General features: G+C 40.1%; 13 protein-coding genes. 10 read left to right on the top strand and 3 right to left on the bottom strand.

Going from position 1 to position 12350, the window contains the following annotated elements:
- Positions 1 to 105: 105 nt before the first annotated feature.
- The 8 genes from MTF66_RS28130 (at position 106) to MTF66_RS28095 (ending at position 6099) form a co-directional block, all read left to right on the top strand.
- On the top strand, positions 106 to 405 hold the full coding sequence (locus tag MTF66_RS28130; RefSeq protein WP_248529329.1) for a hypothetical protein: 300 nt from the start codon (positions 106 to 108) through the stop codon (positions 403 to 405).
- 190 nt (positions 406 to 595) lie between these two features.
- The gene (locus MTF66_RS28125) at positions 596 to 1441 is read left to right on the top strand and encodes an HDOD domain-containing protein (RefSeq protein WP_058586257.1); all 846 of its coding nucleotides are present in this window, start codon (positions 596 to 598) and stop codon (positions 1439 to 1441) included.
- 142 nt (positions 1442 to 1583) lie between these two features.
- Complete coding sequence (locus MTF66_RS28120; RefSeq protein WP_248529328.1) at positions 1584 to 2549, top strand: hypothetical protein; 966 nt, start codon at positions 1584 to 1586, stop codon at positions 2547 to 2549.
- Between the two features lie 14 nt (positions 2550 to 2563).
- Complete coding sequence (locus MTF66_RS28115; protein WP_248529327.1) at positions 2564 to 2977, top strand: MerR family DNA-binding transcriptional regulator; 414 nt, start codon at positions 2564 to 2566, stop codon at positions 2975 to 2977.
- A gap of 62 nt (positions 2978 to 3039) precedes the next feature.
- Positions 3040 to 4269: an NADH:flavin oxidoreductase/NADH oxidase family protein gene (locus MTF66_RS28110; RefSeq protein WP_248529326.1), complete on the top strand. Its 1230-nt coding sequence runs from the start codon at positions 3040 to 3042 to the stop codon at positions 4267 to 4269.
- Between the two features lie 56 nt (positions 4270 to 4325).
- Positions 4326 to 5048, top strand: coding sequence for an SIMPL domain-containing protein (locus MTF66_RS28105; RefSeq protein ID WP_248529325.1), 723 nt, complete (start codon positions 4326 to 4328; stop codon positions 5046 to 5048).
- Positions 5049 to 5051: 3 nt separating this feature from the next.
- On the top strand, positions 5052 to 5801 hold the full coding sequence (locus tag MTF66_RS28100; protein ID WP_248529324.1) for a hypothetical protein: 750 nt from the start codon (positions 5052 to 5054) through the stop codon (positions 5799 to 5801).
- A gap of 64 nt (positions 5802 to 5865) precedes the next feature.
- Complete coding sequence (locus MTF66_RS28095; RefSeq protein ID WP_248529323.1) at positions 5866 to 6099, top strand: hypothetical protein; 234 nt, start codon at positions 5866 to 5868, stop codon at positions 6097 to 6099.
- On the opposite strand, the gene MTF66_RS28090 is transcribed toward MTF66_RS28095, so the two are convergent.
- The 3 genes from MTF66_RS28090 to MTF66_RS28080 are packed head-to-tail and all read right to left on the bottom strand — an operon-like array spanning position 6096 to position 10081.
- On the bottom strand, positions 6096 to 6476 hold the full coding sequence (locus MTF66_RS28090) for a diacylglycerol kinase (protein WP_058586251.1): 381 nt from the start codon (positions 6474 to 6476) through the stop codon (positions 6096 to 6098). The two genes, MTF66_RS28095 and MTF66_RS28090, sit on opposite strands and share 4 nt — an antisense overlap.
- Positions 6477 to 6496: 20 nt before the next feature.
- Positions 6497 to 8122, bottom strand: a complete 1626-nt coding sequence (locus MTF66_RS28085; RefSeq protein ID WP_248529322.1) for a phosphoethanolamine transferase — start codon at positions 8120 to 8122, stop codon at positions 6497 to 6499.
- 15 nt (positions 8123 to 8137) lie between these two features.
- On the bottom strand, positions 8138 to 10081 hold the full coding sequence (locus MTF66_RS28080; protein WP_248529321.1) for an LTA synthase family protein: 1944 nt from the start codon (positions 10079 to 10081) through the stop codon (positions 8138 to 8140).
- A gap of 175 nt (positions 10082 to 10256) precedes the next feature.
- Between MTF66_RS28080 and MTF66_RS28075 the strand changes: the two genes are divergently transcribed.
- Together MTF66_RS28075 and MTF66_RS28070 are read left to right on the top strand one after the other, a co-directional pair.
- Positions 10257 to 10931, top strand: a complete 675-nt coding sequence (locus MTF66_RS28075) for a response regulator transcription factor (RefSeq protein ID WP_248529320.1) — start codon at positions 10257 to 10259, stop codon at positions 10929 to 10931.
- A complete protein-coding gene (locus MTF66_RS28070; RefSeq protein ID WP_248529319.1) occupies positions 10931 to 12340 on the top strand; it encodes a cell wall metabolism sensor histidine kinase WalK in 1410 nt (469 codons plus the stop codon). Before MTF66_RS28075 ends, MTF66_RS28070 begins: the two co-directional genes overlap by 1 nt.
- Positions 12341 to 12350: the final 10 nt, after the last annotated feature.

The following is a 12350-nucleotide window of genomic DNA, read 5'->3' as shown; positions in this document are numbered from 1 at the left end:
ATTGCTTTGTACTTTTTTCATACTTGTTGTATCTTAAGTTGGTACGCAATTTTTATGATTTAATTGAGTGTAAGCCACACTCATTTGTTAGGTGGAGTAAAGGATATGCACGCGCAAACAGTCAAAGAATCAATAGCAACTATTCAATCAGGTGTCGCAAAAGCGGATGGTAAGCTTTTAGTTACGGAACAAGAAATTGTTTTTGAACCGTTTAATAAAGAGTTAGGCTTAGGTCCATACACACTTTCACGTGCGCACATCAATAACGTTGATAAGTGTTCAGGAAAAGGCGCGGGTATTATACCAATTACAGCAGATGGAATTCGTATTACTTTAAATAACAACGATGTATTTGAGTTCATTTTAGCAAACCCTGATGAGTGGCTAAGCGTACTTGCTCACTAAGCAAATCTTCAAAAAGACGGCATATTATTATAGCAACCTGCCATAATGTGCCGTGTTAGCTTTTCATTAATTAACTTCCTTTCTTCGCAACACATTGATCTCAAACAATACTAAGGTAAAGTTCTTAGGGTATTTTACCCATCTAAACTATTAAATTGCTCGTTGCTTATTAACGGAGGCTCTTGGGCAAATGATCAACTTAGATGAACAACGCCTAGTTTCGCTTGAACGCGGTTTTCATATTCCACCAAAACCTGAACTATTGAGCCAAATTGCTGATGAAATGCAAAAGTCGGATGCAAGCTTAGATAAAATAGCTCAGCTAATATCAAGAGACATCAGTCTTTCAGCTTTATTATTAAAAACAATAAACAGCCCGGTGTTTGGCTTACAACGCACCATTAGTGATATACGCCAAGCGGCGATGTTTTTAGGGTTAGATCAGCTTAACCAGTTAGTAACTTTGGCGCTGCTTAAGCAAAATTTTAAAGGCAATGCCTGCATTAGCCTAGAGCGCTTTTGGGATGAGTCGGTTGAAGTTGCGAATGCCTGTGTGCAGCTTGGTAACAGCTATAAGTCATTAATGCCAGTGGACGAGCTTTATTCATTAGGGCTTTTTCATAATGTCGGTATTGCGGCTATGGCATTAAAATTTAAAGATTATGTTGAGGTTCTTAAGCAAGCAAATTTAGCTAAAGAGTATGCGATTACCGACCTAGAACAGGCTCGTTATCAGTGCGATCATGCGGTGATTGGCTATTTTATCTCGGTATCTTGGCACCTACCTAAGCCACTTTGTCACGTTATTTTAAATCATCATAACACGCACTTTTTAGAGCAAAACAATGATGAACAACAACGTATGGCGTACGCGATCTTAAAATGTGCAGAAAGTGCTGTGGACTATGCCCGTCACCAACAATATTCAAGTGAGTGGTTCAAAATTAAAGAGCTGTGCTTTGCTGAGCTAGGTATTGTTGATCAAGACTTTGCAGATATGGTCGAAGATTACGTCGACAATGCGATGGCAAGTTAAAGCCGATTAGTTTTTATTTCCTATCATCTTAACTTCGATGAGTTTGCGAGTGGTGAGTTATCATCACTCGCTTTTTTATCTTGACCTTAAAGTGAGCTTTAAAGTTAGAGTTTTTGTATCTTAATGACTAACGAGGTGCAAAATGACAACTATCAAAAACCTAATCTTATTGCTTGCATTACTAACAACAAGTTACGTAGAAAGCGCTACTAAAACAATTGAGCTGGCAGGCGAAAAAGTGCCTGTTGTTAAAGGTGGTTTGTATGACCAATATCGCTCTAACCCCCCATTATCAGTGATAGCTGAGCAGGCTCCCGATGTTGATTTGTCATGGTTTAAAACCATAAAAAAGCAAAAAGTAGACATGGGCTTTGAGTCTTACTCACCAAATTTTTACTATAAAAACAGTAAAATTACCGCTGTATTTAGCGCTGATCTCGATATGTTAACCTCATTGATCCCAGCCAGTGTTTTAGAGCATGTTGAGCCAATAAGTTTATGGCCAGGGCGAGGGTTGGTTGCAATAACGGCTTATGCTTATCATTACTGCGATAACGATACATACAATGAGCTAGCCATTTCAGTGATCACCACCAAGCCAGATTCGTGGAATTTAGGCGTTATTTCATTACTTAATAACCAATGGAATGATGACTTTTGGGGTGTTGTTTTAAAGCTACCCGTTGATACGGAGCTTGCGAGAGTGCGTGGTGTAGTGGGCTATAATCTACCTAAATGGACCACTAAAATTAGCTATAAAAATACTCCTAAGACACTGACGTTTTCATTATTTGATAATGCCACCAATCAGCCTGATGTGATCATCACAGGTAAAAAGCTAAGCGATGAATCAACCGATGAGAAATTTGTTCGAAATAGTTTTATGAATCACAATCAACAAGGGCAGTTAACAACGGGCTATGCGGATAATCGATATTTACACTATGCATCAAGTACATCTGATGAAGATGTAAGCCTTGAGCTGCATCAGGGAGAATTATCACAGTTTATTCGCTCACTTGATTTAGGCAGTATGATCAAATATGAGTACGTACCTGATTTTCAAAGTGCGTTATATGCACCAACATACTTTAAAGCTAAACCCTAGACAGGAGTTACACAATGAAAATAGGTGAGCTTGCAAAACGAACGGGTCTCAGCGCATCTAAAATTCGTTTTTATGAGGATATTGGCTTACTTAAAATGGTTGAGCGTAAAGCAAATGGCTATCGCTCGTACCCTAAGGAAGCCGAAGTCGCTTTAAACTTGATAGTTAGTGGGCAACAAGCCGGTTTTAGCTTAGATGAATTAAAAGCGCTATTACCGGCGGATTTATCTGGTTGGCAGCATGCTCAACTTATTGATGCATTGAAACAAAAAGTGATGGATATCGAGCAATTACAAGCCAAGTTAGCCGAAAATAAACAGCGCTTAACTGAGATCCTCACAGAAATAGATGCAAAACCAGATGATATGGATTGTGCAGACAATGCTAAACGAGTTTTGTCGCAAATGGGGTTAAAAAATGACAAATAGCTATTGACCTTAAAGTTTACTTTAAGCTTATAGTTTTGACATTCCCAACTATGGAGACTGTTATGACCTTATTTTCTGAGCTTAAATTACCGAATGGTTCTGTTATTCCAAATCGTGTTGCAAAAGCAGCGATGGAAGAAAACTTAGCTGATGCAAATTTACTACCGTCAACTCAGCTTTTTAACTTGTATAAAGCCTGGGCTGACGGTGGTGTAGGGCTTATTATTTCGGGCAATGTTATGGTTGATAGTAAAGCGATGACAGGCCCAGGTGGAGTGGTATTAGAAAATGATAAACACCTAGCTGTATTTCAGCAGTGGGCAAAAATAGGGCAGGCAAATGGTGGGCAGTTCTGGCTGCAAATCAATCATCCTGGCCGACAAATGCCAGCAAGTTTGCAGCAGCAAACATGGGCGCCTTCAGCAGTGGAAATGGACATGGGTAAAATGTCGAGTTACTTCACGGCCCCTAAAGCGATGGATGAAGCCAAAATTCAAGACATCATCACACGGTTTGTAAATACAGCGACATTAGCCGAAAAGGCTGGTTTCTCTGGTGTTGAAGTGCACGCGGCACATGGCTATTTATTAAGCCAGTTTTTATCTCCTTTAACTAACAAGCGAAGTGACCAATGGGGTGGTAGCCTTGCAAATCGTGCCCGATTGTTAATTGAAATTGTTAAGCAAATTAAAGCCGCAACAAGCGAGCATTTTGCGGTTGCGGTAAAACTAAATTCAGCTGATTTTCAACGCGGCGGCTTCAGTCTTGAGGATGCTAAGCAAGTGGTTGCTATGCTGGGTGAGTTAAATGTTGATTTAGTAGAGCTTTCCGGTGGTAGTTATGAAGCGCCAGCAATGCAAGGTAGTGCAAGGGATGGCAGAACGTTGGCTCGCGAAGCGTACTTTTTAGAGTTTGCAAAAGAAATTCGTCAAATTGCGAAAATGCCGATTATGATCACAGGTGGCATTAAACGTAAATCAGTGGCTGATCAGGTAATGGCAGAAGGCGTCGATATGGTCGGTATTGCTACGGCTCTTGCAATTGAGCCAGCATTAGTTAATAAGTGGCGAAATGGCTCACATGTTACACCAGAACTTGCAGCGATAACTTGGAAGAATAAACCACTTGCCTCGCTTGCTAATATGGCAATGGTAAAGTATCAATTAACGCGTTTAAGTATGAACAAACAGGCAAACCCTAACGTTTGGCCAATCTGGGCGTTCATAAAGCAACAAATTAACGATGTATTTAGAGTAAAGAGGTACCTAAAATTTATCCGCGGTAACGGCTGAACTGAGTGTACATTTTTGCTCAGGCAAGGCATCATAGCTTTTTCTGGGGAGAGGTTATGATGCTTAAATCTTTGTTACCGCTGGTTTTATGTACCAGCTCTGCAATGGCTGCAACAAGTCTGCCGGATAATCGCCATATTGTTGTTAAAGGTGAGGCTGTTGTGCGTACCGCCCCCGACAGGGCTGATATCACGTTAGAATTTGAAGTTGTAAAAAGCGAAAGCATGCAGGCTAAGCAGCAAGTCGATGCGCAAGTTAATGAACTCCTGGCGGGCTTAAATAATTTCTCTATAGACGAAAAAAGTATCTCTGCGGGGCGGATATTTGTAGAGCCCAATATGCGCTATGACGAAAACGATAACCAAGTTAAAGATGGTTTTCGAGCCACGCGTAAGGTTAAAGTCAGCCTTAAACAACTCTCTCTATTGGACCGATTTTTAAATTTTGCGCTTAAAGTGGGTGTCAATCAAATTGAGCAAATTCAACTTTTATCAACCAAAGCCTCAGATTACGAGCAAGCCGCACTTGATAAAGCAGTAGCGAATGCCAAACAGCAGGGAAGTAGCCTTGCTAGCGCATTCGAAGCGAAACTTGGTCGGGTGTATAGTATTCAATCGCAAGAGGTAGGTAGTCACTTTGGCTATGGTAGCAACACAAATATTGAACGAATCATGGTAACGGGCTCACGTATTAATACTGTACCAGAAGGTAAGTATTTACAAGAATCGATTACCTTCAGAGCAAGTGTCAATGTTGTGTTTGATTTGGTAGTAGAGTAATTGATGAAATTTTTAAAGCACAGCGTTTATCTATTCATTTTGTTGATGGCATTCAGTAGTTTTGCCGCAACAAAACACATAAAAATTGTCAAACCTGTGGTTGCGGCGTTTAAGAAGGGTGATAAAGCTGCCATTGCCAAGCGAGTGCATTATCCACTGCAGCGTAAAGAGCCGCTGCAAGCAATTGAAAATGAGCAAATGCTTATAGAAAACTTTGAGCAAATTTTTGATAAAGAGTTTGTCGAAAAAATCGTGAACTCAAATATTCGCCATGATTGGGAAATGATGGGTTGGCGCGGCATTATGTTTGATTCAGGCAAATTGTGGTTAGACTTTGATGGCTCTATTTGGGCTGTGCCTTATGAATCAGAGGCAGAAAAAGCACGACGCGAAGCACTGATTGACAAGCAAAAACAAGCATTACACAAAAGCCTTCGTGAATTTACAAAGCAGATACTAACGTGGCAAACAAAACAGCATTTAATTCGTATCGATGAACTGGCTGATAATCAGTACCGCTATGCTGCATGGGGGATTGATCAATCTATGCAAAATGAGCCAAGCCTTGTGATCACCGGCGGTACGTTAAGTTTTGATGGCAGTGGGGGCAATCATTTTTATACCTTTACTAACAACGGTTATCGTTATGTCTGTCATGTGACAGTGCTTGGTACTGAACAGTCACCGCCGGGGCTTTTAGAGGTATTCAAAAATAATGTACAAATATTGTCTGAGCCTGCTTTAAGTTTTTAAGGTGTTTTCATTATTTTGAACTACACTTATCCTTTCTAAGGAGCCTCGTATAAAGGAGTAAGTTGTGGTTACAAAATTTTGGATACTAAGAACCACTAAAGTTTTTACGCTGGTGGCTATTTTATTATTTATGGTGGAAATTCTAAAAGGTCACGAGACAATGAGCGCATTAGGCTTTGCGCTACTTTGGTCTTTTATTGCAACGGCCATTTTTATCGCAACCCGTTTATATCATTCATCAAAAGGGCGCCAATGTGCACTTTGTAATGACACCCCTGATGATAAAAAAGCGAGTTAGCTTAGGTTATTAACAAACACGCCGCCCCATACCAATGCACAAATCGTTAGAGCAATCAGGACGGCTGCGGATCCTAAGTCTTTAGCTAGGCCTGATAATGGATGAATTTCAAGGCCTATTCGGTCTATGGCGGCTTCAATTGCCGTATTGACGACTTCAGCAAACATCACAAATAGCACTGATACAAGCAGCATAATTTTCTCATACAGGCTAATCTGCCATACAAAAACCACTGCTATGGCAAGCACCAACAGTATCAGCTCTTGTTTAAAAGCAGACTCATGCTTTGCTAACCACGTGAATGCTCGTTGGGAGTTTTTGAATGCAAGGCGAATACGTTTAATGCCAATGGGTTTATTAGTGCTGTCAAATTGCATAGTATGAAATCTCTATTTCGTTAGCTTTGTGTTGAGCAAGCATTAAAGATATCTTGCTCTGGGTGATATTCAGTGCTTTGTACATGGGTTAAGCCAAGTAGGGTGTCAAAAATGTTATCGTGCGAAAAAGCATGGTTACGCTGCTGTTCGATACATTGATTAAAGCGGGTATAGGCTAGTTTATTACTCCAAAACAGCATAGGTACTTGGGTTTGCTCTTTAGGCGCTAACGCATACGGGAAGCCATGTAAGTACAAACCTTTTTCACCTAGTGATTCACCGTGATCAGAAACATACAGTAGGGCTTTGTCATCCGCCTGACTGTTTTGCAGTAAATTAATAAGTTTACTCAGCACTAGGTCGGTATAAGCAATGGTATTATCATAGGTATTGGTAAGTTGCTCACTGCTACAGTTTTGGATATCGCTACGTGGGCAATCAGGCAAAAATTTACTGTCTTTTTCTGGATAGCGGCGATAATAGGTTGGCCCATGTGAACCAATCATATGTAACACCACTAGTTGGTGTTTCGCATCACTTTTGGCAAGCTTTGCAGCTAACTCTTCAACCAGTACTTCATCAAAACAATAGCGTCCGTCACAAAGTGGGTTGCTCTTTGTTGGTTCTACTGTTTTTGAGTTTACCCGCACACAAACCCCTTTACAGCTGCTATTGTTATCAATCCACGTTACTTCGACACCACTTCGTTGAATGATATCTAGGGCATTTTCTTGGCTTTGCGCGATGCGTGAATCATAGTGATTGCGATCTAAGCGCGAGAACATACAAGGTACAGAAATGGCCGTTGCGGTGCCACATGAACTAACATCACTGAAATATTTAACGCCAAGTTTAGGGGTATATTGATTAGTTGGCTTGTCGTAACCTTGCAGTGAGAAATTTGCTGCACGCGCTGTTTCACCTACCACCATAATCGTCAGTGAACTTTGTTGCTTAGCTAATAGGTGCGGTGTTTTATCTAAGACTTTAAAAGGTAAAGGTGGATAAAAATAATTATCGCGCAGGTACTTATAGCCCGCAGTGTAAAATGCAAAGGGGGTAATGTAGCTGGTTAATTGGCGATTATTACGCCCTACAGAGGCGTAATCTTTATAAAAAGGAACGGCAATAACAGCTACAGCAATAAACGCTGTAACGTTAAGAAGCGCAAAGCTTTTAAGACGAACACGAAAGTTTCCGACAATTTTAAAGCGAGAAAACAAGTAAGCAGGCAGTACGCCTAGCGCAGTAATAAAAGCGATAACTTGTACATTAAGGTATGAAAACGCCTCACCTGAATTCGTCTCTAAGATATTTTGCAGCATGCTTTTATCAAAGATAACACCGTAATTTAAGGTTGCATAAAACAACAACGATGAAACCACGACGCTTGTTAAAAGCACGGGTTTAACAAAGGTGATTAGCGATAACCAACTCAACACCATTGCCGTCAGTGCTAATAATAAAAACGGTACGCTTGCTATAAATAACCAATTGATATGTTCAGGTTTGCTGGCTGCTTCAAGCATGTTAAATAAAAACAGGCCATTAAATGCAATAACTAAGTACAACGACACCAGCCAGACAAATTGGCTGTAGCTAACGTGCCATTTTTTAGTAAGGAGTTGTTTAATTTGCATGCTCATAATCATTCCTCATCGCTACGATTTATTTGGTAAGCGATACAACTGTTCGGTATAAGCTAAATTGCTAAATAAGACGTGTGCTAAGGCTTTTTTGGCAAGTTCAACGCTGCTATCTGTGTTATCGATGGCAACTTGCGTTTTACTTGTAGGGTCATAGCGCCAATAGCTCACTTTTTGGTTTGGCATCAGGATCACGGCTTCACCATTTTCTACGTAAGCAAAGTTGTCGTAGTACTGCATCATGGCGCGCTCAACAGGGTATTGTTGGGTTAAATCATAACCAAGCATGGGGGTTGCTTGCTCAACACCTAATAACGACAATAAAGTAACAGGTAAATCAATTTGGCTGACTAAGCGAGTATCGCGCTTTGCATCCATATCACTATTTAGGATCACAGCAGGGATGTGAAAAGATTTAAGCGGCACAGGCTCTGAACCAAACACGCGTACATCATGGTCCGCAACCACTAAAAAGACGGTGTCTTGCCAGTAATCTTGCGTTTTTGCTTTTGCGATGAATTTACCAAGAGCATAATCTGCATATTTGATTGCTAGATCGCGTTTGTAGTTTTCTGGGTCGTGGCCTTCAGGCAGTGTTACTTTACCTTCTGGAATATCGAATGGGTCGTGGTTACTTGAGGTAAACACAAGGCTGAAAAATGGTTTGCCTGATTTATTTAGCTCACTTAGCTCTATATCAGCTTGATTGAACAAGTCTTCGTCGCTTGCTCCCCATGACGAAATAAACTCAGGGTTTTGTATGTCATTAATATCGACAATATCGCTAAAGCCATTCCCTAAGAAAAAGCTTTTCATATTATCGAAATGACTTTCACCGCCATAAATAAACTGGGTGGTATAGCCTGCGCGGCTTAATACATCAGCAAGTGAGAAAAAGTTACGCTGAGATTTAGAAAGTTTGACCACCGAGCGAGAAGGAGAAGGGGTAAACCCGGTTGTTACCGCTTCGATACCGCGAACTGAGCGTGTGCCAGTGGCGTATAAGTTATCAAACCCCCAGCCTTGTTGATAAAGCTTATCGAGCTCAGGAGTCACACCAATGCCACTTAGTTCACCAACAAAGCGTGCGCCTAAGCTTTCTTCTAAAATAATCACTAAATTTTTTTGTTTGCCTGTGTTAAAAGGTGTGTTGTTGGCAAGGGTAGGGATACTCTCAGTGATAAACTGTTGCTTAAAGGCTGCTTGCTTTACTGTTTGTAAAATCTCATCACGTGGCATGGTACCGTATAAACTACTGGCATTTTTTTCATTGCTCATATTCTTAATAGCAAAGGCAACACTGTAAGTTGAATTAAGGGCCAAGGAGTTAACTAGTGAGTCACTTGAAAAGTACACTAATGCAGGGTTTAACGGGCGATGGCTTACAGTGCCTCTTGCGCTAATTAAGCAAACTAATAAAGTCGTAACGAGTATCACCACTTGGCTAACCGTTTTAGCATTTTGCTGCTTGCTAAATGCTGCACTTATAAAACGATACGCAAACACACAACTAAGCGTTGCAATAATTAAGGTGCTTATCATGGCAAATAGGTGGCCATGTAATAGCATAGAAAAGACTTCTTGAGGGTAGTCTAGGTATTCGACAAATAAACGATTTGGTCGCACATCGTACTGTGTAATAAACGCGGGGGTCGAAGCCTCAACAACCACGATTAAAGTCACAACTATACTGCTATAAAAAGTAAAAACATGCTGAAATAAAGCGGTTTTGCTGCGCAAAAGCACATCAAAGAGTAACATTAAAACAGCCAAGGCTGACAAGTAGCCTAAGCTGCTTAAGTCGACTCTTAAGCCGCCAAATAAAACGGCTAGGCTATCGCCATCAGCTAACCTTTGGTGTTGCCATACAAGCAAGGCAATTCTCGACAGTATAAATACTGACATTAAAATTAATGAAAAACGGAACAAAGGTTTTAAAACAGAAAGTTTTGCTGTCATAGTCGTACTTACTTAATCGAAACTACGGCAATACTAGGAATCGAAACTTAAGAAATCCTTATGGTAATCTTAATATTTTCTAAACTAGAAAAACTTCAGTAAATCTTAAGTGAACCTTAAGATTCAAAGCGTAAGCTGATGACGCTAAAGCGGTTTTTACCTAAATGAGTAACATATGAAATTGTTGATTATAGAAGATTCGGTGTCATTAAGACGTAGTCTACGAATTGGCCTTGAGAATCTTGGTTTTACTATTGATGAAACCGGCGATGGCGCTGAAGGGTTGAGTATGGCAATGACAGGTGAGTACGAATTAATCATACTCGACATTATGTTACCCAGTATTGATGGCATTACGTTATTACAAACCATAAGAGCAAAGCAGCTCGACGTGCGTGTGCTTATTTTATCTGCCAAACAAGAACCAGAAGACAGAGTGAAAGGGCTACTCACCGGGGCCGATGATTACCTGACCAAACCGTTTTCGTTTGATGAGCTGCATGCAAGGTTGTTAAATTTAATGCGTCGCGGCGGCCTGAAAACAATCAGTGATGTGATCCGCATCGATAACTTGGCTTTAAACTTACAATTAAAACTTTTGCAAGTTAACGACACCGTTATCGATTTAACCCCTAACGAATATAAAATAGTCGAGTGCTTGTTTAGTAATCAAAACAAAGTGATCACAGCTGAAAAGTTAAGTACCTATATTGCTGGGCAATATGACTTAGTTTCAAAAAACTCCATTGAAGCGCACCTATCATCAGCGCGTAAAAAGGTGAGGGCCGCAGGTGGCAAGTTACCTATTCAAACAAAGCGTGGTTTTGGTTATATCATTCAAGGAAAATAATGAAATCAATTCGCAGTAAGTTAGTAACCACATTATCGATTACTATAACTGGGCTTGTGCTGAGTATTTTAGTTGCTACCGATATCGCCGTTGATAGTTGGATTGATAACGAATTTAATCGTGGTTTGAAATCAAAAGCCGGCATGCTTATGTCATTGATTGATATTGACGAAGAAGAAATTGATTTTGATTTTTCAGGGCAATTCATGCCTGAGTTCTCTGGCAGTGCAGAAACTGAGTATTTTCAAATTTGGTCGCAGTCTGGGGTTTTTGCGCGTTCAGAAAGCTTGTATCTTTTCTCACAAAAGAACCTACCTCTAGAGAAAATAAAGCTTGGCGAGACAAAAATTATCAATACTGAGTTACCTGATGGTCGCAATGGCCGGGTTATTTATACTCGCTTTATACCGCCTTTAGACCTAGACGATGATGAAGACTTTATTGAGGGCGTTAACACCTCTTTGCAACAACCCATAACCTTAGCTTATGCGGTTTCATCAGAAGAAGTTGACTTTGTTTTATGGCTCATCGACGTTATTTTTGTTGTTTCTACTGTGTCAGTAATCGTATTTATTCGTCTATTTGTGCGTAAATCGGTCGACAGCTCTTTAGCGCCGCTGAATAAACTAAACCGGGATATTAGCCGGCTCAGTATCGCTGATAAAAATGCCGTGATTACAATAAAAGAGCCTGTTAAAGAGCTGCAACCCATTGTTGATAGCTTAAATGCTTTTATACAAGAAAACCGCCAGCTTTATTTTCGTGAAAAACGCTTAACCTCAGATATTGCTCATGAGTTAAAAACGCCGATTGCTGAGCTTATTAATATGGCTGAAGTGGCCATTCGTTTTCCAAATGAAAAAGAGTTTGAGGCAGACTTTAAACCCGAAGTGCTAAAAATTAGCCAGCGCTTAAAGAGTATTGTGTCGAACTTATTATTACTGCATAAGTACAGTGATGAAGCACTTCCAAAGCAAGATGCATGTGATTTAAACCAGGTTATTTTACGTATCTTAGAAAAATATGATTTAGAGCGAATTAAGTTTGAGTTTCAAGATGATATTCCTGCCATTGTCAGTAATTTATTTGCCCTTGAATCAATCATCACCAACCTTGTAAATAACGCCAAGCAATATAGCCCCGACAAGAGTGATATAACTATAAGCACGCTATTGAATAAAGAGAATAAGTTGCAATTCTCTGTAATGAATGAGTTACAAGTACCCTTAACAGAAGAAGATATAAGCCAGTTATTTGATCCGCTTTGGCAAAAAGACAGCGCCAGAACATCTAATGATAACTTTGGTTTAGGCTTATCTATAGCCAAAGCGTTAAGTAAAGCAATTGACGCTAAACTTCAGGTGTCGTTAAGTGGGCAAAACATAACCTTTAGTTTGATTATTTCTTAAGGCTTTGCAG

The sequence above is a fragment of the Pseudoalteromonas sp. 2CM39R genome (genome assembly GCF_023161845.1).
The sequence above is the reverse complement of the archived record's forward strand: the minus strand, read 5'-3'. Positions and strand labels throughout refer to the sequence as shown.

Bases quoted from the DNA above. Each gene is read 5' to 3' on its own strand.
- MTF66_RS28070 (WP_248529319.1), top strand. From the start codon at position 10,931: ATGAAATCAATTCGCAGTAAGTTAGTAACCACATTATCGATTACTATA.
- MTF66_RS28085 (WP_248529322.1), bottom strand. From the start codon at position 8,122: ATGAGCATGCAAATTAAACAACTCCTTACTAAAAAATGGCACGTTAGC.
- MTF66_RS28100 (WP_248529324.1), top strand. From the start codon at position 5,052: ATGAAATTTTTAAAGCACAGCGTTTATCTATTCATTTTGTTGATGGCA.
- MTF66_RS28080 (WP_248529321.1), bottom strand. From the start codon at position 10,081: ATGACAGCAAAACTTTCTGTTTTAAAACCTTTGTTCCGTTTTTCATTA.
- MTF66_RS28075 (WP_248529320.1), top strand. From the start codon at position 10,257: ATGAAATTGTTGATTATAGAAGATTCGGTGTCATTAAGACGTAGTCTA.
- MTF66_RS28105 (WP_248529325.1), top strand. From the start codon at position 4,326: ATGATGCTTAAATCTTTGTTACCGCTGGTTTTATGTACCAGCTCTGCA.
- MTF66_RS28125 (WP_058586257.1), top strand. From the start codon at position 596: ATGATCAACTTAGATGAACAACGCCTAGTTTCGCTTGAACGCGGTTTT.
- MTF66_RS28090 (WP_058586251.1), bottom strand. From the start codon at position 6,476: ATGCAATTTGACAGCACTAATAAACCCATTGGCATTAAACGTATTCGC.
- MTF66_RS28120 (WP_248529328.1), top strand. From the start codon at position 1,584: ATGACAACTATCAAAAACCTAATCTTATTGCTTGCATTACTAACAACA.
- MTF66_RS28110 (WP_248529326.1), top strand. From the start codon at position 3,040: ATGACCTTATTTTCTGAGCTTAAATTACCGAATGGTTCTGTTATTCCA.
- MTF66_RS28130 (WP_248529329.1), top strand. From the start codon at position 106: ATGCACGCGCAAACAGTCAAAGAATCAATAGCAACTATTCAATCAGGT.
- MTF66_RS28115 (WP_248529327.1), top strand. From the start codon at position 2,564: ATGAAAATAGGTGAGCTTGCAAAACGAACGGGTCTCAGCGCATCTAAA.